Origin of the sequence: Brucella sp. TWI559, assembly GCF_039674265.1 — a bacterium.
Lineage (GTDB): Bacteria > Pseudomonadota > Alphaproteobacteria > Rhizobiales > Rhizobiaceae > Brucella > Brucella chromiisoli.
On sequence record NZ_JBDJNE010000010.1, the window covers coordinates 61,627 to 82,527 of the forward strand.

The window sequence follows — 20,901 nt, forward strand, 5'->3', positions numbered from 1 at the left end:
ATTTCGTCCGCACAGGCTATGTGATGCGCGAGAAGCATTCACGGGATTGTCTCCTTTTCCGATTGCGCTTTTAAGCCCTTTGAAAAAAGAGTCAATGTGTTTGCAGCAATGAGCGCAACAAAACTGCTCTAAAATACAGGAAGGATCGCGCTTATTTCGTTATATCCCAAATGCAAAAGCGCAGCACGGCGCATAGGGCATCGCCCGTTTCCTAACCGGCAAAATTTGCACCGGCCAAAACGGCTGACCTTAACAGACCGGCTACACGATCACTGTCTTCGGCCTTTGAAGCTGTGCAATGGCGTTTTTGTCGGTGACGCCATATTGCCATACTTTACGATTATGCAACTCCGCAAATTATACCCGTTCGAGAGGCGGTCAACGCTAGCTTATGACAGACATCGATGCCACATGGCTGTAAGAGCTGCTTGAATCCTCCCCCTCAATTGCAGGAGTTGGACTAATTTATCTTTTGCGCTCTAACTGATGTCAATTTTGAAAGTCCGTGCCTTTTCTCAATAAGGATTTAAGAATGAAGAAATTTCATACCACCCGCTGACTGCAGCGCTATTGCGCAGCATTTAAAACAGCGATGAAAGGGTCAGAGAAAACCGGCGGATAATTACGGCCGGCCGGAAAACTGACCAAACCCGCTTAAAGTACAGCTTAAACTCATATCCTATACTCCGCTCCGCACAAGGCGCACGCAATTTACAACAAATAAAATTACATTCAATACTAAATACAAGTTAAATAAAAATTGTTATAACCACCATTATTTATAAATTATACTTATAAACAAAACAACGAAATACGCATCCGAAAAATTTCCAGCGACAGGGCGCAGTTACGCGCACCGTCAATGCAGATCTTATTTTATTTCAGCACCAAAGTTATTGAAATTTAAAACAATAGCGTGAAGGAGGAAGCATGGCTCATCGTGAACAGACCGAGCATAAAACTTGTAGCGCAGATTGGCGTGAAAGCTTCTGGCTTGCACAGCGCATTCGCATAGGTATCGTTCCGCTTCCTGTTTATCTGCTTATCGCGCTTCTGGTCGTTGGCTTCGTATCAATCGGTAAGGTGCCCTCTGATTTGACGATGTCGATCGGCATTCTGGCGATTGGCGGCTTCTTCTTTATGGAATTGGGCAAGCGTGTGCGAATCCTCGGGCTGATGGGCGGTGCCGCAATCATGGCATTTGTTGTCCCTTCGGCTGCAGTGTTCTATGGTTGGGTACCGGCGTCGGTTGCAGAATCCGTGACGACATTCAGCAAACAGTCGAATTTTCTCTATCTATATATTTCAGCAATTATCGTCGGCAGCATCATCAGCATGGACCGTCAGGTCCTGTTGGCAGGTTTCATCAAGGTATTCATTCCCCTTGCCGCCGGGTCGATCGTTGCTATGATCGTCGGCACCTTGACGGGCATGACGATGGGATTCACCGCCACGCACAGTCTGTTTTTCATCGTCGTTCCAATTATGGCGGGAGGCTTGGGAGAAGGCGCAATCCCCTTGTCTCTCGGATACTCACTCATCCTTCATCAATCACAAGATGTGCTTTTTGCTCAGATCATACCCATTGTTATGCTTGGGAGCTTCACAGCCGTCCTGCTATGCGGACTTCTCAATCTGTTGGGCAAGCGTTTGCCCCGCCTGACCGGCGAAGGACAGCTTCAACCGGGCAAGGCAAATGTGGCTTCCCAAAACACTGAAAATTCAAAATCAGCCGACATAACCGAAATCGCAGCGGCGGGCGTCACGATTGTCAGCTTATACCTTCTCGGCGTCTTCATTCAAAAATTGACGGAATTTCCCGCACCCATCTGCATGCTGTTTCTGGTTGTTGCCGCCAAGATCGGCCGCGTGTTTGAGCCAAGCATCGAAAGCGGAAGCCGCGATGTCTACAAGTTTTTCTCAACCATTGTCACCTGGCCACTGCTGTTTGCTATGGGCGTCGCCTTTACGCCGTGGGCAGAATTTGTTGCTGTGTTTACCCTCCCAACCGTCATAACAGTATTCGCTACGGTGTTTTCCCTTATCGCGACCGGCTTTTTCACCGCCCGATTGGTTAAAATGTATCCGATCGACACCGCGATCGTGGTCGGCTGTCATAGCGGTCAAGGCGGCACAGGGGACATCGCCATCCTTACTGCTGCAAACCGTATGACGCTCATGCCTTTCGCGCAGATTGCGACGCGTATCGGCGGTGCAATCACTGTCTCGCTGGCGATTATTATAATCAAATATATTGTTTAAACATTGAGGCTCAAATTCAGATAACAGAGGGCAAAGCACCTTGCTGCGTCGAAAGTTTTACCCCCAAAAGAAATCCGAAACTGCTTTGACGCACCGGGCCACCTCTGAGGGCTCCTATGGGCAACTAATTGTCCGCCTTTAAGTGACCTCAATTGTTTCCTTGCTATTTGGCCCATAAAAGCCGACCCTCAAGCTGCGGGCCCATTCATTTTTATCAAGGCTTGCTGACAGGGACCAGCTTGTCCTTACCCACAATCTGAAAGGAGGGCTGCATGCCTTCCAATATTCACCACGTTGATTTCCATATGAGCAATCGCATCCTCAGACAGATGATGTCCAAAGCCAGTTATGTGACCTTCAAAATGAAGCCGCTATCCGGCCCGCTCTTTCAACAGTCGCAACTTGTTCTGCAGAATTTTATGTCAGGTGTCATTCCAAATCATGGCATGAACGTCGCACCATTGCCGAACAATACCGCTGCATATGGCACGCCATAAATGAACAACTTATCTTTTGGGTGAGCTCTCCGATAAGGAGAGAGCTCGCCTGACTTAACTTCATAAATATTATCGACGATAGATTATAAAATAAAATTCAAAAATAGCGCCCAAACAGAATATTATTAAAATATAATTTGACAATTAATCAAAAAAATAATATTAAAAATACATCGATATTTTCTTGATGAGTTTTGCTTATTGCACGTTTAGCACCGTGCCCTGAACGAACCCCCTTTTAAAAATCGTTATCACTTTGCGCACGCAACAGCGTGCCATCCTCTATACTGCTATGAAAGGGTTCATTATGACCACTGGCACAGTTAAATGGTTCAATTCCACAAAAGGCTTCGGCTTCATTCAGCCTGACAACGGCGGCGCTGATGCCTTCGTTCATATCTCTGCCGTCGAGCGCGCCGGAATGCGCGAAATCGTCGAAGGCCAGAAGATTGGCTACGATATGGAGCGGGACATGAAGTCCGGCAAAATGTCGGCTTGCAACCTGCAGGCTGCTTAAATATTTTTTCTTCTTTCCTTTGACCACGGATGTACTGGCACTGTTGAAAGAAGTTAAAACTTGAGGGGTCGGGTGGACACTCGACCCTTTTTTATTTGATATTTTTCAGACTAGGAAATATTTCACCTGGGAGGCATCATGAAAACTCAAATTGATCATGCGTATAACTTCATTCCCACTATACGAAAACTTGATGTTACGCCTGTAAAACAGGCATCGACATCAAATGTCAGCGCAGAGCGCCCCGTTTTGTCGGGAGAGTGGGCAAAACTTTCAAATGTTTTGAGAAGAAGTGCGGGCGGTTGCTCTAAAAGCCGAACGCGGTCGCTATAGATATTCACGCAAATCGGAAGAAAAAACAATGATAACAGAACTTACAAAAGATACGCTGTTCAAGCCAATGCCTTCACGCCTTGAAGCACAGAAATCGCGAACGGATCTGGCAGCTCAAGCTATTCTCAACGAGGAGAGATCCGCTATCGCCGCCAAGACCGATCGTTTGAGGGCTGCAAGAATAGCCCGTGATCATTCTGTATAAAAAAACAATAGAGAGGAGATACTTTGCAAGTTCTAGTCAGAGATAATAACGTCGATCAAGCCCTACGTGTTTTGAAAAAGAAATTGCAGCGCGAAGGTGTGTTTCGCGAAATGAAGGCCCGTCGCGCTTATGAGAAGCCGTCCGAAAGACGAATTCGCGAAAAAGAAGCTGCAATAGGTCGAGCGAAAAAAGAAGCAAAGAAAAAGGCTCAGCGTGAAGGTCTGTTGCCTAAACCAAAGAAGAAGCCATTTGCCCGGCCGATGACATCATCGATACGAAGCGCTGAAACGCAGAGCGCAACTTAAAGTTTCTATCAGGTTCAATCAGATCGAAACCCGCAATAGCAGGCTTCGAAAGCACACTTGATGCACACATCATCAATGCGAATGATGAATACAGTCGCTATCTCTGCTCTTGTTGCGGTTAAATCTAAAAAAGCGATTTGTCAGCTGCGATGGGTAACGTGTCCCCTATCTCATGGATAATTATGATATGGATCTGGCAAAACTTTTATTTGAGGATAAGGACGGCGCTTTCGCCATCCACTATCGGCAGGCCCATAGCAAGAAGCAATTGTCAGGCAGATAATGTCCGACTGCTGCCGGTAATGACCATACCGACGAAGCCAGGTTTTTAGCCGTCAATCGTATCAATGGCATGAGCCTGTGCGCTGGCTACCCCGCTGAAAATGCCAAAACCAATACGAAATTGGTGGCAGAAAGCCCTCAAGTTATCCCCTTAGCCCCAAATACCGCTCCGGTGTCGGAGAGTATGATGCGCTCCAACATCAAGTCGCTGAAATTGCAGGGCATATCGATGGGACGACTGGACTGGGCCCCGGTCCGTTACGCCAATCGTGCCTTCAGCCCAAACCTTCTGGCAGCTATCTACCGTAAAGGTAAAGTGGGATTGGTAACGCCTTTGCATGACGGAGTGATCCTCGTCGCAAAGGAGTATGTTGCAGCACAAGACCCTGAAGATCCGGGCGTTCATGTTCGTTCACGCTTTGCTGACGCGATTGGACGCACAGTCTCCATCCGCCGGATAAGGAAAGAGCGATACGAAATGATGGCAACGATAACATAAAAAACAATGTATTTTCTCGGTGCAATAGCTATCTCACACCACTGCAAGAAATACCTTTGAAATAGGTCTCGTCATGATAAGTTCCAAGCTTAGCTTGACTCGGAAAATCTTGACCATGTTTTGTCCGCAAAAGCGGTTTGTTAATCGCCAAGATCATCATGAAACGCATGTCGATATTGGCCACCCACCAATACCACCCGGTGCATGTTCAAGTCGAAAGCAAGGTTGTACAAAGCGCTAAGTTTGTGGTTTGTTTTTTTTGCCGATGGAGATGATGTTTTGTGTGATGTTGGCCGCCATATTCAACGCAGCCGCAGTCGCTGCCGCCATTTGTGGCAAAATCATCCACTCCAGTGTCCAGGCTGCACCTGAGCGCTCTTGTTCATGCACCAGAGATTGATGCATAGCTGACACCTGAATAGCGTTAAACCGTGCCAAGGAAACCAAGACTTCAGCCTCAACCGGATTTTGCTTGTGCGGCATGGCCGAGGAACCACCGCCGCCGCGTATAGAAATCTCATCACCAATTTCTGCCATTAAAACGATATCTTGACCAAACTTACCAAGACTACCGGTGATGGATGATAACGCATTTGCGAATGCTACAACATAATCGCGCTGGGTTTGCCATTGGGGTACATCGTTCAGGCCAAGCATGGTTGCAAGTGCGGCTCTTAACGGCGCTGCATATTCACCAAATTTGTCCAGCGTGCCGACAGCACCGCCAAATTGCAATGGAAATTGCAAACTGCGCACATGTTGCAAGTGGCGTGCAAGCGGTGCGCGCCATGCGCCAATCCGATCGCTGACCCGAATAGGGATAGCCACCTGCATCCGCGTATAGCCGGTCAATTCAACACCCCCAAACACTTGATCCAGCTGATCAAACCGCTCAATCAAGTGGGTCAACCGTTGATCGAAAAGCTGAAACACCTGCTTCAGTCGCAGGATCAGGCTGGTGTCGATAACGTCCTGACTGGTTACGCCCAAATGCACATGAGCGGCATAGTGTTCTCCGACTGCATGGCGCAGTTGGCGCACCAGTTCCGGCACCACAACACCATCGCGCGCGGTCGCCCGCTTCAGAGCATCCATATCCGGTTGGAGGCCTGCTGCAACCTCTGCGATGGTTTTCGCTGAAACGCTTGGCACGATTCCCAATTGAGCCTGAGCATTGGCAAGTGCTCCTTCAAAACGCAGCATCTCGCGCACATCGCATGAGGCTTCAAATGCCCGCGCGACTTCATCATCGCCGAACAGCCCCGATTGAAAGGCGTGATTAAAAACTGAAATGCTCATATATCGAAGAAAACAGTTTCGTTTTCGCCCTGCAAATGAATGTCGAATGTGTAGGTATCACCGTTGCGCTCGCCGATCAGGGTTGGCACACGAACCCGATGTTCAATCCGCGCCAAAACCGGGTCTGTTGCATTGGCTTCTTCCTCATCGGAAAAATACATGCGTGTATGTAACCCAAGATTGATGCCGCGCGCAACAATCCAAAGCGTGACATGTGGGGCCATCAAACGTCCGTTTCTAAATGCAACGCGCCCCGGTTTGATCGTCTCAAAATGAAACTCGCCAGTCTCCATATCGGCGGGGCAGCGGCCCCAGCCACGAAAATTTTCGTCAGCCTTACCACCCGTTTCCGTTGGGCTATTGTAAAGTCCGGCGGCATCGGCTTGCCAGATTTCCACCATAGCGTCTTTCATCGCTGTGCCGGAGCCATCATACACTCTTCCCCGAATGGCTATGCGTTCGCCACGCGTCTTGTCGTTAACAAGCGGGCCCGCCCCAAGGTCTTCTTTGAAAATACCGTGGATGCCGGCAAAATTGGGCGTGCAGCCTATATGGACGTATGGTCCAGCAGTCTGGGATGCGGTTTCTTTTAAATAACCGAGTGGTTGGACCATGATTAATTTCCCTCCATGCGGTTTTCAAATAACGTTGAGCGACGACCCCGCAATACAATATCGAATTTATAGGCGAGCATGTCCATTGGCAGGGTTGCATTCATATCCAGCGGTGCAATCAGCCGTTCAATTGCTGATTTGTCAGGAATGGTGTTAACAATTGGGCACCGCCAGATCAGCGGATCGCCTTCGAAATACATTTGTGTGATCAGTCGCTGGGAGAAGCCCGCACCGAAAATCGAAAAATGGATGTGAGCTGGACGCCAGTCATTGACGCCATTTGGCCACGGATATGCACCTGGTTGAATCGTCCTGAACCAATAGCCACCGTTCTCATCGGTTATAGTGCGCCCCACGCCACCGAAATTTGGATCAATTGCTGCAAGATAAGTATCTTTTTTATGGCGATACCGCCCGCCCGCGTTAGCCTGCCAGAACTCCACAAGCGCTCCCGGTACTGGACGGTTGCTTTCATCCAACACACGGCCATGGACGAGAATACGTGGACCAATCGCCATTTCGCCAGGTTTTGCGTAATTGAGGATAAGATCATTATCCAGCTCATTAAGCATGTTATGTCCGAAAACAGGCCCGGTAATTTCACTCTTTGTGCCTTCGAGAGACAAAAGCGCACGCGTTGGCGAACGCAATACCGAGGTTTTATAACCGGGCGTAAAGGCCGGAGGGTGGACCGCCAGATCGCGGGCAAAAAACGGTGTCGTTTCAGGTTTTATGTTGCTCACGATGCGTCCCCCTCGGCTTGCTTGGCTGCTTCCATCTGTTCAAATGTTAGCTTGGCGATTTTAAATGCATGGTTTGAAGCGGGAACGCCTGCATAGATCGCGACATGCATCAGCGCCTCGCAGATATCTTCTTTTGTGGCACCCGTATTTGCGGTCGCACGCACATGCATGGCCACTTCTTCATCCTGACCGAGCGCGGCCAGAAGTGCGATCGTAACAATGGAACGCTCGCGTTTGGTGAGTCCAGGTCGCGCCCAGACAGTTCCCCACGCAGCTTCAGTAATCAACTCCTGAAACGGCATGTCAAAATCAGTGGTTGTCAATTGGGCGCGATCCACATGAGCATTACCGAGAACTGAGCGACGTACGCCCATGCCTGTCTGATAGCGCTCGGATGGCGCAGCTTTATTAGACATCGGCCTTATCTCCATTTTCAACTGATTGTATGAATTCGCCAAGCAGTTTGGCAAAAATATAAGGCTGTTCGACGCAAGGGATATGACCGCTGTCACCGATTTCTTCAAAGTGGGCGCCGGGGATTAGCTTTGCCAGCTCACGAACCAGATCGGGCGGTGTCGCACCATCTTGATCGCCGCCAATACAGAGCGTCGGGGCTTTGATGTTGGCTGCAGCGAATGTGAGGTCTGCGTCACGCAGCGCCGCACAAGTTGCAATATACCCATCTAGCGGTTGACGCGTAAACATATTGCAATAACCAGCAAAGGCAGCGTTATCAGACGAGCGAAACTGCGCTGTAAACCAACGCGCCATCGTACTTTGAACAATCCCCGCAAGACCAATTTCTTCGATCGCACGAATACGGTCATTCCACATCTGTCCAGTACCAATTTTATGGGCGGTATTGGAAAGAACTAACCCAGCTACTAAATCGGGCCGCTGGGCGTAAACTTCCTGCGCGATCAGCCCACCAACGGAAAGGCCGCAAATAACCACTTTTTCAATTGCCAGATGTTCGATCAGCGCAATCAAGTCGGCTGCGAGCATTTCGACTGAATAAGGCGTTTTACCAACATCTGAGAGGCCATGTCCGCGCTTGTCGTAAGTGAGAATGGAATAGCCATCACCCAACTGCGCCTTTACATCATCCCATATACCCAGACCAGTTCCGAGCGAATTGATGAAGACAACCGCCAGCTTACCTTCGCCTGCGTGGTTCCAGTCATAATGCACGGCAATATTGTTGATATAAGCAAACTGCACGCTGATCTCCTCCGTTAAACCAGACTGGCATTTTCGTATGGTTAGGTATAATGATATTATTGTACCTACTCATAACTTATAGGTTATGAAAATAATGATAAACTATCGTATCAAGCTTCGCCATTTACACACACTCATTGAGGTTGCGCGCCAAAAAGGCGTAATGAAAGCCTCCGAGGTGCTACATGTCAGCCAGCCCGCCGTAACAAAAACAATCCGTGAGTTGGAAGAAATTCTTGGCGTTCCCGTGATTGAGCGTGATGGTCGCAGTATCCGCATCACGCGTTATGGTGAGGTATTTCTACGTCATGCAGGCACTGCTTTGTCAGCGCTACGGCAAGGGCTGGATTCCGTTTCTCAGGAGCTTCATGGATCTGGTCCACCACTGCGTATCGGCGCATTGCCGACCGTTTCAACACGCATCATGCCAAATGCCATCAACCTGTTTCTGACCGAAAAAATCGGGAGTCCGATCAAGATTGTCACAGGCGAAAATGCGGTTCTGCTGGAACAGTTGCGCGTCGGCGATCTTGATTTAGTGGTTGGACGCTTGGCTGCGCCCGATAAGATGACAGGCTTTTCCTTCGAGCACCTCTATTCAGAAAAAGTGCTGTTCCTCGTGCGTGCTGGCCATCCACTCACCTCTGGAAAACGCTCGCTATTTGATTGTCTCGCAGATTATCCCGTGCTTATGCCGACCCAGAATTCGATTATTCGGCCATTTGTTGATCGGCTTTTGATCGTGAATGGAATTGGACCACTGCCAATGCAGATCGATACCGTTTCGGACGCTTTCGGACGCGCATTTGTCCGTGAGAGTGATGCGATATGGATTATTTCTGAAGGTGTGGTGGCAACTGACATTGCGGAAGGCCGTTTGGTGCCATTGCCAATTGATACTAGTGAAACAACGGGACCGGTCGGATTGACCATCCGCACCGATGCAATACCGTCAACCGCACTGCAAATACTCATCCAGACTATTCGTGAAACCGCAAAAGCAATTTAAGGCAACGCACTCTACGGCAGGACCGCTCGAAGAGCGCTTTGCGTCCGTTGCATTGCGGGCAAAATACGCTCAATCAGCTCCTCTACCTCAACACGCATTGCTGGCGCGCCGATATTCAATGCAGCCACAATCGTTCCGCGGCTATTGAATATCGGTATCGCAATTGAGCGAAGACCCAGCTCCAGTTCCTGATCATTGATTGCATGGCCTTGTGCTCTGATACGTGTAAACTCTTCCATCAACCGATCAGGATCCGTGCGCGTATAACGGGTTCTCGATTGCAGATCGGAACGGGCAAGCAGCGCACGCGCTTCGGTTTCAGGGAGCCATGACAACAGTACGCGCCCCATCGAAGCACAATAAGCCGGCAAACGACTTCCCGGCATCAGATTGATCGACATGACCCGTATCTGGGCTGCGCGCGCGATGTAAACGATTTCCGTTCCATCCAGCACTGAAGCCGAAGCGCTTTCGCCCACAGCCTCGGAGAGTTGATCCAGATGAGGCTGAATAATCGTTGGTAGTGGTGTCGCAGAGAGATATGCATGCCCAAGCCGCAATATCTTGGGCAACAGCATGAAGAATTTGCCGTCATATTCAGCATAACCCAATTCTGCCAACGTCAAGAGACAGCGACGCGCGGTTGCGCGGTCAAGCCCCGTAATATGCGATACATCGGTTATGGAAAGTCGTGGCTTATCTTCTCCAAACGCCTCTATCACCGCCAGTCCTTTGGCGAACCCACCTAAAAAATCGGTCTCTCGCATCACGCGCCCCAGTCAAAAGTGATGATCGATTTTGTGCGATATACGAACAAATGTCAAATAATGAACAAAATATTTGACCGCTTGCCTGCGTGGTGGCTTACTTGAGGCAGGTTTGCTGCGAGAAGCCCCACCAAAAGCATGTCTCACGAAAATCAAAGCCACTTTGAGAAGAAGACATACGTGAAAACAGAGCTCTCAAGCGTATTCAGGCTGCGCAGGGAGTGCGGGTGGCAAAAGGGAGATTTTGAATGGACAAAATTATTGGAAGCCTTGCTGATGCAGTCGCTGAAATCAGCGACGGAGCCACCGTTATGATCGGTGGCTTTGGTGGCGCGGGCGCGCCGATTGAGCTTATACATGCGCTTATCGACAAGCGGCCGAAGGGCCTGACTGTTATTAATAACAATGCCGGAAATGGGCGCATTGGTATCGCCGCGATGATTGATGCCGGCATGGTTAAAAAGATGATCTGCTCATTTCCACGCTCATCCGATCCCCGCGCATTTACTGATAAGTACCTTGCAGGGCAAATTGAACTTGAACTGGTTCCGCAAGGAACACTTGCCGAGCGCATTCGTGCCGGAGGGGCCGGAATACCGGCATTTTATACGCCAACGGCCTATGGAACCGAACTTGCTGAAGGCAAGGTAATCGCCGAATTTGACGGGCGACATTACGTTCAGGAGCGCTGGTTAAAGGCTGATTTTGCATTGATCAAAGCCCATTCAGGCGATCCCCATGGCAACCTGACGTACCGAATGGCTGCGCGTAATTTTAATCCTCTTATGTGCATGGCTGCCGCCAAGACCATCGTTCAGGTGTCTAAAACTGTAGCACTTGGGGAGATTGACCCGGAGAACGTCATTACTCCCGGCATTTTCGTCGACAGCATCGTGGAAGTCGCGGATCCCCAACAGGAAGAAACGCTCATTCGGGCAGGAGTTGAATACGTATGACCGTCGATACTCGTGAGGACATCAAGTTATCGAATGCACAAATTGCCTGGCGTGCAGCACAGGATATTGCCGATGGCGCTTATGTAAACCTTGGCATTGGTTTTCCCGAAATGGTTGCGAGATACCAGCCAGCGGGACGGCAAGCGATATTCCATACTGAAAACGGTATTCTGGATTTTGGAGAAGCGCCCCCTCAAGGGGAAGAAGACTGGGATCTGATCAATGCTGGCAAAAAAGCTGTCACGCTCAAGCCTGGCGCTGCTTTCTTTCACCATGCCGATAGTTTTGCGATGGTTCGCGGCGGGCATCTTGATGTGGCAATTCTCGGCGCCTATCAGGTTGCCCAGAATGGCGATCTCGCCAACTGGCGGGTTGGTGCAAAGGGCGTGCCTGCGGTTGGTGGGGCTATGGATCTTGTGCATGGCGCCAAACAAGTGGTTGTGATTACCGAACACGTCACAAAAAAGGGTGAGCCTAAGCTTGTAGAACAATGCACGTTTCCGCTGACAGGCGTTGCCTGCATCACACGCATCTACACCAGTCATGCCGTTATCGACGTTGAAAAAGGGCGATTTGTTTTACGCGAGAAGCTGGCTGATATGAGCTTTGATGAGTTGCAGGCCATGACCGGTGCACAGCTTCACGTTAATGGATCCGTTGCTAATCTTGTTGTTCCGGAATTGTGAGACACCATCATGACCGAAGCTTATATTTGTGATTATATCCGTACCCCTATCGGCCGTTATGGTGGGGCGCTTTCATCGGTTCGTGCTGATGATCTGGGTGCTGTTCCACTCAAAGCTTTGATGGAGCGCAACGAAACGGTCGATTGGGAAGCGATCGATGATGTGATTTTCGGCTCCGCCAATCAGGCAGGGGAAGATAACCGCAACGTTGCCCGCATGTCGCTGTTGCTGGCAGGACTTCCAGTGAAGGTATCCGGAACGACCATCAATCGTCTGTGTGGTTCCGGCATGGATGCTGTAATAACTGCCGCACGCGCCATCAAAGCAGGTGAGGCGGAATTGGTAATTGCGGGCGGTGTTGAGAGCATGAGCCGCGCGCCTTTGGTGATGCCAAAAGCTGAAACCGCATTTTCCCGGAAAGCTGAAATCTTCGATACCACTATAGGTTGGCGCTTTGTCAATCCGCTGATGAAGCAGCAATATGGCGTCGATTCCATGCCGGAAACCGGTGAGAATGTCGCCGAAGAATACAATATTTCCCGCGAAAATCAGGACGCATTTGCTTTGCGTAGCCAGGATAAGGCAGCAGCGGCTCAGGCCAGTGGTCGCCTCGCGAAGGAGATCATACCCGTCACAATTCCCCAGCGCAAAGGAGACCCGTTGCGCGTGGATAAGGACGAGCATCCGCGTCCAACCACACTGGAAGCGCTTGCAAAGCTTGGAACCCCTTTTCGTGAAGGGGGAACGGTCACAGCCGGAAATGCTTCAGGTGTCAATGATGGAGCGGCTGCGCTGATCATCGCATCGGAAGCGGCCATTAAAAAATATGGCCTGACACCGATAGCGCGTATCATTGGCGGAGCGGCTGCCGGTGTTCCGCCGCGCATTATGGGGATTGGTCCAGCTCCGGCTTCGCAAAAACTTTTGGCTCGCCTCGGCCTTCAACCGGATCAGCTTGACGTGATCGAGCTCAATGAGGCCTTTGCCAGTCAAGGACTGGCAACACTGCGCGAACTGGGGATTGATGACAATGACGCAAGAGTCAATCCCAATGGCGGTGCCATCGCGCTTGGCCATCCACTCGGCATGTCAGGGGCACGCATAACAGGAACAGCCGCTCTGGAATTACGGCTGAACGGCGGCAAATATGCATTGGCCACCATGTGCATTGGTGTCGGTCAAGGCATCGCCATCGCACTGGAAACGGTATAATTGATCCATCTTGATAGCCGGCTCTTGGAGCGCCGATCGAATTTAATCAGATCGATGCTCCAAGAGCCGGGTGATGCACTTTATTCCTTGAAAAGCGAAAGTTGCTTGCGTAGCCGCAATGTACGGGTGTCAGACGGCTGCTTCGGCAACTGGTCAAACGCGTTGAGATAATTGCTCTTGGTGCGCAGGATATGGTCTGAAAGCACTGTCGTCAGCGTGGTCAACTCATTATCTTTTACCAGATCTATCATCAAACCATGATCACCAAATGAGCGGTCCGGTTCACCTTTCGCACCGATTGCGAGATGTGTGCGTAAGGCTGCAACACGCCCTAGAATATGATCATAGGCCCGCGCCAGATAGCGGTTGCCGCAATTCCTGAAAAAAGTCAGATGAAATTCAGTATCGTGGCGCCCATAGCTGCGTAAATCCTGCTTCGCGATTGCAACGCGCATGGCTTCAAAATGCGTATTGAGATCAATAACGAGTTTTGCTTTGGCGCGCGCCAGTGAAAGCGTGATGGCCTGTGTTTCCAACGCAACACGATAATCGCATAATTCAGCAATGTCGTTGTGATCTGGCGTAAAAACATAGGTTCCCGATTTCGGTACGATATGGACCAGATCTTGCATTTGCAGAATATTGAGCGCCTCGCGTACAGGCGTCCGGCTGACTTCAAAAGCCGTAGCGAGCGTATCTTCAGAGAGACTTTCTCCGAAATCAAATTCGGCATTAACAATAGCCACGCGAATACGATCAGCAATAGAGCTTGCCAAACTCGCTTTGGTTTTGCCGCGAATCTTTTTCATATGAAAATCTTATAGGTACTTGTGTGGTTTGAATAGAAACGACTGGCCAGAAATACCTGGCCAGTCTGTGGACATCTTCAATCTCGTTTCGCCTTAAGGCTCATGCAGATGAAAAAACCTAAGATTGGGAATACAGCGAGTGTCAAAAGCGCCAGAGAAAAACTGTCGGTCGTCGATTTGACATAGCCAACCAAGTAGGGGCCGGTAAAACCGCCCAGCTGCGCGAACCCGTTAATGGCTGCAAGGCCACCAGCGGCTGCAGCACCAGAGAGAAATTGCGTCGGCAGCGTCCAGAATACGCCGAGATATGACCAGAGGAAGAAGGCACAGGCGCAAAGCAACAACAGTCCCACAAGTGGTGTTGGTGCAAGCGCGCTGGCGGCAAGGAACCCACCCCCGAACAAACCGGCAATTGCGGTATGAATTTTGCGTTCGCCTGTTTTGTCGGAGCTGCGAGAGATCACAACCAAGCCCAGTGCTGCAAAGACAAAGGGAATCGCTGAAATCAGACCCGTTTGCGCTGCCGAATAATCACCAAGGCTCTTGACGATCTGCGGGAGCCACATGATCACGCCATAAATGGCAATTCCATTGAACATATAAACCAGCGTGAGCAACCAGACGCGATAGTCGCTGAATACTTCGCGCAACGAATGACGCGTATCTGCCTGCTTGCCTTTACGCTCTTCTGCGAGCTCTTTTAACAACCAGGCGCGCTCATCAGCATCAAGCCATTTGCTATCTTTTTCCGGGCTATCCACCAGATAGAAAAAAGTGATGATACCAAGAATAACGGCCGGAATACCTTCCAGGATGAACATAGCCTGCCAACCATGAAGTCCAAACAGACCTTCACCGGCATCCATAAGCCAGCCTGATAGCGGCGCGCCAAGGACGATGGAAAGCACTGTCGCGGTCATAAACAAGGCAGTCGCCCGACCGCGCTCTTTAGCGGGAAACCAAAAGGTCAGATAAAGCAGAACGCCGGGCGCAAATCCTGCTTCAGCAACCCCCAGCAGAAAACGCAGAATGTAGAACGATATGGGGCCCTGAACAAAGGCCATGGCGCAAGAAACAATTCCCCATGTCACCATGATGCGCCCGATCCAGATGCGCGACCCGAACCTGTGCAGCATCATATTGCTTGGCACTTCAAACAACATGTAGCCGATGAAGAAAATCCCAGCCCCAATACCAAACATATATGGGGTCAGGCCAATATCCTTGTTCATATGAAGAGCGGCGTAACCGATGTTCACACGATCAAGGTAGTTAATGATAAATGCAATGAAACAAAACAAGACGATGCGCACGTTAAGCTTGCGGATCGTGCTGTCGCGCAGTGAAGTATTGGCGCTCATCGCACCAGTGACAGAGTGTACCACGGTTTCCTCCCTAGGTAAGTCGCGCTTTGAGCCAGTTCGTGGCACATGCCGCTTAAGGCTCAGAGTCCCAGATCTCAGCGTTAGCGTGTTCGCGCCGCATAGAAGGCGGTTGTTTCCCCACGGCGCAATACCCTGAACACCCCTTCCATCTGAAGCTCTCAATATCTGTGTATCGCCGCATTTCGTATATTACAAGTAGTATGCGAAAACTTGTACCCTAGATTGACAAATAGGGTTTAGATGTGCCCTTTAATGGGACGCTATGCGCATGTGTGATCCCCCGGTTCGCTTACGCAAGTTTTCAACCTTGGCAAGGACGGCATCTTTTCATGAATGAGCAAAATCCAAATTCTCCCGGCCCTATCGACTTTTTTCGAAACCGTGTTGTTCTGGTAACGGGTGGTGCATCAGGCATCGGTTATGCCGTCACCGCCAAACTCGCCGGATTGGGGGCGCGGGTGGCAGTGTGGGACATTCAGGAAAGTCGCCTGGCAGAGGTTGCTGCTACCTTTGGCAACCAAGTGATGACACAAAAGGTCGATGTTTCCGACAAAAGTGCCGTTGATGCAGCGGTCGCAGAATTGGTCGGGCATTGGGGAGCGATTGATCATCTGGTCAACAATGCTGGCATTATCGGCAATCGCATGACGGTAAAAGACTTTGATTCCGATGAACTCGACCGCGTTCTGGCTATTAACCTGAAAAGCATTTTCTACGTGTCGAGCGCCTATCTGCGCCACATGAGCAGCAATGATGGCCGCTCAGTCATCAGTCTTTCGTCAATTGCTGGCCGTACCGGCGGCATGATTGGCAATATCGCCTATGCAACGACCAAGGGAGCCATTGCGTCCTATACCTATGCCTTGGCCAAAGAGCTTGCTCCGGCGGTGCGTGTCAATGCGCTGGCTCCCGGTGTCATTGATACCGAAATTCAGAAAGACGTGTTCGCTGATCCCGCGAATATTGCAAAAATGGCCGAACTCATTCCGCTTAAGCGCCTCGGGAGCGCTGAGGAAGTCGCAGACGCTGCGGTCTGGCTGCTCTCACCCAGTTCTGCTTACATTACCGGGGTCGTGCTTGACGTCTCCGGCGGTCGTTAAGGAGATCAAGAGATGTCACAGGCAAAAACTCTCAAAGCGCTTATTAACAGCGGAAAGATCATACAGGCTCCTGGAGCGCAGGATGCATTGACGGCACGCCTCGTACAGCAGTCAGGCTTCCCCGCGATCTATATGACCGGATTTGGAGCAACAGCAACGCGGGTTGGCACGCCCGATCTGGGACTTTTAACTCAGACAGAGATGACCACACATGCGCGCGATATGGTGCGCGTTGTGGATATTCCAGTGATTGCCGATGCCGATACCGGTTACGGTGGTCCTGCCAATATTGTCCGCACTGTTGAAGAATATTTACAAGCTGGCGTTGCCGCGATCCATTTGGAAGATCAAATGGCGCCAAAGCGCTGTGGCCAACTTGCCGGCGTTCGCTTGATTTCGGCAGAAGAGAATGTTCGCCGTCTGCGTTGCGCTGTGGCAGCGCGTAAGGGTAGCGATATGCTGTTAATCGCGCGTACTGATGCGATGCCTGCGGCAGGTGCGGAAGAAGCTATTCGTCGTGCGAAAATGTATCAGGACACCGGTGTTGATCTGGTTTTCGTGGATGGAATCAAGACGGTCGCAGAAGTGGAAGCCGTGGCGAGGCATGTCGAGGGACCCAAGGTCGTCAGCATCGTTGATGGCAATGAAACCACATCCTTAACCGCCAAAGACCTCGAAGGCATGGGTTTCAATGTGGTGTTCTATGCACTGTCGACGCTATTTTCTGCAGTGAAGGCAATGTCCGACACGTTGGCAGTATTAAAGCGTGATGGGACGTCGAAAGCGCGCGCGTCTGAGATGATCACCTATCAGCAATATTGCGATGTCGTTGGTTTGAACGAATTTCAATTGCTGGACGAGACATACGGCTGGTCCTCATGATCCAGCTTCATGAGGACCAGATTGTGAAAACACACCTCAACTTCGCAGTTAGCTGAGTTTTATTTGCGTTGATCGAAAACTCAGATCGAAACGCATGCCCATGCGGCACAGCATCTCGGCTGGATATTACAAACATGCTGGTAATAATTGTGCGCATATGCTCGGAGTTCAAAAGCTGCTTCGCCACGAGATTTAGCTTGGAGTTAGGTTTCGCAGCAGCGGCAAAAAGGCATATTTGAAAGGCGACTGAATGTTGACGCTCCGCCAGATAGAAGTGATCCGCGCGATCATGGTAACAGGAACAATCGCTGGCGCTGCAAAACTGCTCAATGTATCAGCGCCCGGCCTTAGCAGGCTGATGAAATATTCCGAAGACTCGCTCGGCGTAAGGCTGTTTGATCGGCGCGGCGGGCGATATGTCCCTACGCCACAGGCGAGAAATATCTTTGATCTTCTCGATACGGTTCACCGGAAAATCGAAGATCTTCAATCAGCTGTTACGGATCTGAGCAAGGGAAAAGCGCAGGAACTCTGCGTGGCATCGGTGCCAAGCATTGCCAATGTCATGATACCACGCACTGTTGCGAAACTTCGCGAGCGTTATCCAGATATTCATCTTGACCTCGACATTCTTAAGATTGAGGAAGCTGTCGATTATCTTCTCCTGGGACGCGGCGAAATTGTTGCGATTTCATCGCGGTTTGATCACCCTCTTATCCATTTTGAGCCGCTTACAACGGGACGGCTTTTATGCATCGTGCCGGAACATAGCCCCCTTGCATCACGCAGCAAGATAACCCCTCTGGAAATGTCGCAATATCCACTCATCGGGATCAATCCAAAAGATCCTTATGGGGCGATCATGGCTGCAATGTTCACCAATGCGGGTCTTGATTATAAAATGAACATCAAAGCGCGATTTGGATCGACTGTGTGCAGCCTTGTTGCGGCCGGATTGGGCATCGCGATCATTGATGAGTTTACGGTGGCACATGCGGTCGTAAGGGGCCTCAAAAGCATTCCAATTGATGCTGAAAACAACTTTAATACCTATATCGCTTATCGCAACGATATCCCCCTCTCCGTTTATGCCGATCATTTTGTGCAGCTGCTTCGTACAGAAATGAATGCTGTCAGTTCATTCGCAGATATTGATTGAACAGCCTCAAAAATTAACATCATGTTATGCAAGGCGGCACATTTGGTATGCGATATTATCATCGACATGCATTACGCTGACAACCTGAACACAGAATAGCAATCCAGCAGCTATTTTTGCGATTTAAGACCCGGTTCCGCGTTAAGCCGATTCAATCTGCAAAACACGTATCAGCACAGCCTCAATCAGGAGCGCATGTCATGAAAACGTCGATAGCGACCGTTTCCATTAGTGGAGATCTGCAACAGAAACTTGAGGCCATTGCGAAGGCTGGCTTTGATGGTGTCGAGATATTCGAGAATGATTTTCTCACTTTTGATGAGAGCCCAAAGCAAGTGGGGCGCATGGCGCGAGACCTTGGGCTGGACATTACGCTTTTTCAGCCTTTTCGTGATTTCGAGGGTATGCCGGAGCCCTTGCGCAGCCGAACTTTAGACCGGGCAGAACGCAAGTTCGATTTGATGCAGGAGCTGGGCACAGATCTTATTCTCGTGTGTTCAAATGTATCCCCTGCGGCTCTTGGTGGCATCGACAGGGCTGCTGACGATTTTCATGCGCTTGGCGAAAGAGCAGCAAAGCGGGGCCTGCGTGTGGGATATGAAGCGCTTGCATGGGGACGACATATTCATGACCACCGCGATGCATGGGAAATTGTGCGGCGTGCTGATCATCAAAATGTTGGACTTATTCTCGACAGTTTTCATACGCTGGCGCGCAAAATCGATGTAAATTCGATCCGCTCAATCCCCAAGGATAAGCTCTTCATTGTTCAAATGGCCGATGCGCCGCTGATTGACATGGATCTGCTTTATTGGAGCCGCCACTATCGCAACATGCCCGGAGAGGGCGACCTGCCGGTTCTGGACTTCATGCGTGCAGTCGCCGCGACAGGCTATGACGGCTATTTTTCCCTCGAAATTTTCAACGATCAGTTTCGAGGTGGCTTGCCTGCTTCGATTGCCGAAGATGGGCATAGATCACTTATCTATCTCGGTGATCAGGTGAAGCGCATTGAGGCCGCAAGCCAGTTAACGGTCGCGGAAATGCCGGAGCGAGCGAAAGTGGATCGTGTTGGGTTCATCGAGTTTGCTGCCAACGCAGAGAATGGGAAGAGACTTGGCCAGGTCTTTTCCACTTTGGGCTTTGCCCTTGTCGGAAAGCACCGGACCAAAGATGTACGCGTCTATCGTCAGGGTGCGATATATCTTGTTATCAACACGGATATTCGCGGCTTTGCAAGCACGGCTTACGCGATGCATGGACCAACAGCCTACGCGATTGGACTGAGCGTGGATGATGCTGCCGCGGCGCTGGAACGAGCCGTTGCATTGGGCGCGGAACCCTTTGAGCAACCGCTTGATCCGGGAGAAATCGGCAAGCCTGCGATCCGTGGCGTTGGCGGCGGATTGATTTATTTTCTTGATGAGAAAACTGATCTCGGCCGTATTTTCGATATTGAATTCGAGCATGTTGCTAATTCAGGCGATACCGGCGGGATCGGTCTCACGCATATCGACCATATTGCGCAGACAATGAAGTTCGATGAACTTTTGACGTGGCTTTTATTTTATACGTCGATTACGGATGCACATAAATCACCGATGGTCGATATTGTCGATCCAGCGGGGGTTGTGCGCAGTCAGGTTATTGAAAACGCAAGCGGGACGCTGCGCATCACGCTCAATGGCGCTGAAAATCACCGCACGTTGGCAGGACGCTTTATTGCTGAAACGTTTGGTTCCGGCATACAGCATCTGGCATTCGCGACAGATGATATATTTGCGACAGCCGCCGCACTTCGCGAAAACGGCTTTCCAATGCTCGAAATCTCCCCCAACTATTATGACGATCTTGAAGCGCGTTTGGGCCTGGAGCCAGCATTTACCGATAGATTAAAGGCAGCCAATTTGCTGTATGATCGCGATGATGGGGGCGAATATTTTCAGCTCTACAGCCCAAATGACGAACAAGGCTTTTTCTTCGAGATCGTTCAACGCAGCGGTTATGCTGGATATGGCGCAGCGAACGCTATCTTCAGAATAGCTGCACTGCGCCGTTATCTTCGCCCCGCAGGCATGCCGAAATAAAAAAGATCATAGACGGTGCCGTGATGGGATCGGCAGTCAGCGCCGTGAAATCACATCTGAGATTTTTCCAAA

At 50.3% G+C, this 20,901-nt stretch carries 21 protein-coding genes and 1 pseudogene; 14 read left to right on the plus strand and 8 right to left on the minus strand.

The features are described from left to right. Positions 1-930: 930 nt before the first annotated feature. From ABE530_RS13555 to ABE530_RS13580, 6 genes and pseudogenes are all read left to right on the plus strand, one after another. On the plus strand, positions 931-2,262 hold the full coding sequence (locus ABE530_RS13555) for a 2-hydroxycarboxylate transporter family protein (protein ID WP_499694837.1): 1,332 nt from the start codon (positions 931-933) through the stop codon (positions 2,260-2,262). 272 nt (positions 2,263-2,534) lie between these two features. Beyond that, positions 2,535-2,759, plus strand: coding sequence for a hypothetical protein (locus tag ABE530_RS13560; RefSeq protein ID WP_265985115.1), 225 nt, complete (start codon positions 2,535-2,537; stop codon positions 2,757-2,759). Between the two features lie 307 nt (positions 2,760-3,066). Then, on the plus strand, positions 3,067-3,276 hold the full coding sequence (locus ABE530_RS13565) for a cold-shock protein (protein WP_094507679.1): 210 nt from the start codon (positions 3,067-3,069) through the stop codon (positions 3,274-3,276). A 361-nt stretch (positions 3,277-3,637) separates the two neighbouring features. Beyond that, on the plus strand, positions 3,638-3,814 hold the full coding sequence (locus ABE530_RS13570) for a hypothetical protein (protein ID WP_265985110.1): 177 nt from the start codon (positions 3,638-3,640) through the stop codon (positions 3,812-3,814). A gap of 23 nt (positions 3,815-3,837) precedes the next feature. Then, positions 3,838-4,119 carry a 30S ribosomal protein S21 gene (gene rpsU / locus ABE530_RS13575; protein WP_265985109.1) on the plus strand — a complete coding sequence of 94 codons (282 nt, stop codon included), beginning with the start codon at positions 3,838-3,840 and terminating at the stop codon, positions 4,117-4,119. Positions 4,120-4,551: 432 nt separating this feature from the next. Next, positions 4,552-4,831 (plus strand): annotated as a pseudogene (locus tag ABE530_RS13580) (trehalose-6-phosphate synthase); the annotation flags it as partial. Positions 4,832-5,137: 306 nt separating this feature from the next. Here the strand turns inward: ABE530_RS13580 and ABE530_RS13585 are convergent. Genes ABE530_RS13585 through pcaD form a run of 5 tightly spaced genes read right to left on the minus strand, consistent with a single transcriptional unit; the run spans position 5,138 to position 8,777 of the window. Next, complete coding sequence (locus tag ABE530_RS13585; RefSeq protein WP_499694838.1) at positions 5,138-6,199, minus strand: 3-carboxy-cis,cis-muconate cycloisomerase; 1,062 nt, start codon at positions 6,197-6,199, stop codon at positions 5,138-5,140. Further along, positions 6,196-6,813 (minus strand): protocatechuate 3,4-dioxygenase subunit alpha, encoded by a 618-nt coding sequence (gene pcaG / locus ABE530_RS13590; RefSeq protein WP_499694839.1) that lies wholly within the window; start codon positions 6,811-6,813, stop codon positions 6,196-6,198. Before pcaG ends, ABE530_RS13585 begins: the two co-directional genes overlap by 4 nt. Positions 6,814-6,815: 2 nt before the next feature. Next, positions 6,816-7,556: a protocatechuate 3,4-dioxygenase subunit beta gene (gene pcaH, locus ABE530_RS13595; protein WP_499694840.1), complete on the minus strand. Its 741-nt coding sequence runs from the start codon at positions 7,554-7,556 to the stop codon at positions 6,816-6,818. After that, positions 7,553-7,972, minus strand: a complete 420-nt coding sequence (pcaC, locus tag ABE530_RS13600; protein WP_499694841.1) for a 4-carboxymuconolactone decarboxylase — start codon at positions 7,970-7,972, stop codon at positions 7,553-7,555. The genes pcaH and pcaC overlap by 4 nt, the downstream gene beginning before the upstream one ends. Continuing rightward, complete coding sequence (gene pcaD, locus ABE530_RS13605; RefSeq protein ID WP_499694842.1) at positions 7,965-8,777, minus strand: 3-oxoadipate enol-lactonase; 813 nt, start codon at positions 8,775-8,777, stop codon at positions 7,965-7,967. The genes pcaC and pcaD overlap by 8 nt, the downstream gene beginning before the upstream one ends. Positions 8,778-8,871: 94 nt before the next feature. Between pcaD and pcaQ the strand changes: the two genes are divergently transcribed. Further along, entirely contained in the window at positions 8,872-9,786 is a 915-nt protein-coding gene (gene pcaQ / locus ABE530_RS13610; protein WP_499694843.1) for a pca operon transcription factor PcaQ, read from the plus strand. An 11-nt stretch (positions 9,787-9,797) separates the two neighbouring features. Here pcaQ and ABE530_RS13615 read toward each other — a convergent pair whose 3' ends face one another. Next, positions 9,798-10,553 (minus strand): IclR family transcriptional regulator, encoded by a 756-nt coding sequence (locus ABE530_RS13615; protein ID WP_499694844.1) that lies wholly within the window; start codon positions 10,551-10,553, stop codon positions 9,798-9,800. 248 nt (positions 10,554-10,801) lie between these two features. Between ABE530_RS13615 and ABE530_RS13620 the strand changes: the two genes are divergently transcribed. Genes ABE530_RS13620 through pcaF form a run of 3 tightly spaced genes read left to right on the plus strand, consistent with a single transcriptional unit; the run spans position 10,802 to position 13,407 of the window. After that, positions 10,802-11,509 (plus strand): 3-oxoacid CoA-transferase subunit A, encoded by a 708-nt coding sequence (locus tag ABE530_RS13620; RefSeq protein WP_499694845.1) that lies wholly within the window; start codon positions 10,802-10,804, stop codon positions 11,507-11,509. Continuing rightward, entirely contained in the window at positions 11,506-12,195 is a 690-nt protein-coding gene (locus ABE530_RS13625; RefSeq protein WP_499694846.1) for a CoA transferase subunit B, read from the plus strand. Before ABE530_RS13620 ends, ABE530_RS13625 begins: the two co-directional genes overlap by 4 nt. A 9-nt stretch (positions 12,196-12,204) precedes the next feature. After that, positions 12,205-13,407, plus strand: a complete 1,203-nt coding sequence (gene pcaF / locus ABE530_RS13630) for a 3-oxoadipyl-CoA thiolase (RefSeq protein WP_499694847.1) — start codon at positions 12,205-12,207, stop codon at positions 13,405-13,407. A gap of 80 nt (positions 13,408-13,487) precedes the next feature. Here pcaF and ABE530_RS13635 read toward each other — a convergent pair whose 3' ends face one another. Further along, entirely contained in the window at positions 13,488-14,216 is a 729-nt protein-coding gene (locus ABE530_RS13635; protein WP_499694848.1) for a GntR family transcriptional regulator, read from the minus strand. A gap of 77 nt (positions 14,217-14,293) precedes the next feature. Beyond that, positions 14,294-15,601 (minus strand): MFS transporter, encoded by a 1,308-nt coding sequence (locus tag ABE530_RS13640; RefSeq protein WP_499694849.1) that lies wholly within the window; start codon positions 15,599-15,601, stop codon positions 14,294-14,296. Positions 15,602-15,930: 329 nt separating this feature from the next. Here ABE530_RS13640 and ABE530_RS13645 point away from each other — a divergent pair, with 329 nt between their 5' ends. From ABE530_RS13645 to ABE530_RS13660, 4 genes are all read left to right on the plus strand, one after another. Then, positions 15,931-16,701 carry an SDR family NAD(P)-dependent oxidoreductase gene (locus tag ABE530_RS13645; RefSeq protein ID WP_499694850.1) on the plus strand — a complete coding sequence of 257 codons (771 nt, stop codon included), beginning with the start codon at positions 15,931-15,933 and terminating at the stop codon, positions 16,699-16,701. Positions 16,702-16,713: 12 nt separating this feature from the next. Beyond that, entirely contained in the window at positions 16,714-17,583 is an 870-nt protein-coding gene (locus ABE530_RS13650; protein WP_499694851.1) for an isocitrate lyase/PEP mutase family protein, read from the plus strand. 250 nt (positions 17,584-17,833) lie between these two features. Continuing rightward, positions 17,834-18,742: a LysR family transcriptional regulator gene (locus ABE530_RS13655; RefSeq protein ID WP_265985945.1), complete on the plus strand. Its 909-nt coding sequence runs from the start codon at positions 17,834-17,836 to the stop codon at positions 18,740-18,742. A gap of 200 nt (positions 18,743-18,942) precedes the next feature. After that, positions 18,943-20,829, plus strand: coding sequence for a bifunctional sugar phosphate isomerase/epimerase/4-hydroxyphenylpyruvate dioxygenase family protein (locus ABE530_RS13660; protein ID WP_499694852.1), 1,887 nt, complete (start codon positions 18,943-18,945; stop codon positions 20,827-20,829). The last annotated feature ends 72 nt before the right edge of the window (positions 20,830-20,901 follow it).

Coding starts and splice junctions, on each gene's coding strand:
- ABE530_RS13635 (WP_499694848.1), bottom strand. CDS start 14,216: ATGAAAAAGATTCGCGGCAAAACCAAAGCGAGTTTGGCAAGCTCTATT.
- pcaF (WP_499694847.1), top strand. CDS start 12,205: ATGACCGAAGCTTATATTTGTGATTATATCCGTACCCCTATCGGCCGT.
- ABE530_RS13660 (WP_499694852.1), top strand. CDS start 18,943: ATGAAAACGTCGATAGCGACCGTTTCCATTAGTGGAGATCTGCAACAG.
- ABE530_RS13555 (WP_499694837.1), top strand. CDS start 931: ATGGCTCATCGTGAACAGACCGAGCATAAAACTTGTAGCGCAGATTGG.
- pcaG (WP_499694839.1), bottom strand. CDS start 6,813: ATGGTCCAACCACTCGGTTATTTAAAAGAAACCGCATCCCAGACTGCT.
- ABE530_RS13650 (WP_499694851.1), top strand. CDS start 16,714: ATGTCACAGGCAAAAACTCTCAAAGCGCTTATTAACAGCGGAAAGATC.
- pcaQ (WP_499694843.1), top strand. CDS start 8,872: ATGATAAACTATCGTATCAAGCTTCGCCATTTACACACACTCATTGAG.
- ABE530_RS13645 (WP_499694850.1), top strand. CDS start 15,931: ATGAATGAGCAAAATCCAAATTCTCCCGGCCCTATCGACTTTTTTCGA.
- pcaC (WP_499694841.1), bottom strand. CDS start 7,972: ATGTCTAATAAAGCTGCGCCATCCGAGCGCTATCAGACAGGCATGGGC.
- ABE530_RS13570 (WP_265985110.1), top strand. CDS start 3,638: ATGATAACAGAACTTACAAAAGATACGCTGTTCAAGCCAATGCCTTCA.
- ABE530_RS13565 (WP_094507679.1), top strand. CDS start 3,067: ATGACCACTGGCACAGTTAAATGGTTCAATTCCACAAAAGGCTTCGGC.
- ABE530_RS13655 (WP_265985945.1), top strand. CDS start 17,834: ATGTTGACGCTCCGCCAGATAGAAGTGATCCGCGCGATCATGGTAACA.
- ABE530_RS13620 (WP_499694845.1), top strand. CDS start 10,802: ATGGACAAAATTATTGGAAGCCTTGCTGATGCAGTCGCTGAAATCAGC.
- ABE530_RS13560 (WP_265985115.1), top strand. CDS start 2,535: ATGCCTTCCAATATTCACCACGTTGATTTCCATATGAGCAATCGCATC.
- ABE530_RS13625 (WP_499694846.1), top strand. CDS start 11,506: ATGACCGTCGATACTCGTGAGGACATCAAGTTATCGAATGCACAAATT.
- ABE530_RS13585 (WP_499694838.1), bottom strand. CDS start 6,199: ATGAGCATTTCAGTTTTTAATCACGCCTTTCAATCGGGGCTGTTCGGC.
- ABE530_RS13615 (WP_499694844.1), bottom strand. CDS start 10,553: ATGCGAGAGACCGATTTTTTAGGTGGGTTCGCCAAAGGACTGGCGGTG.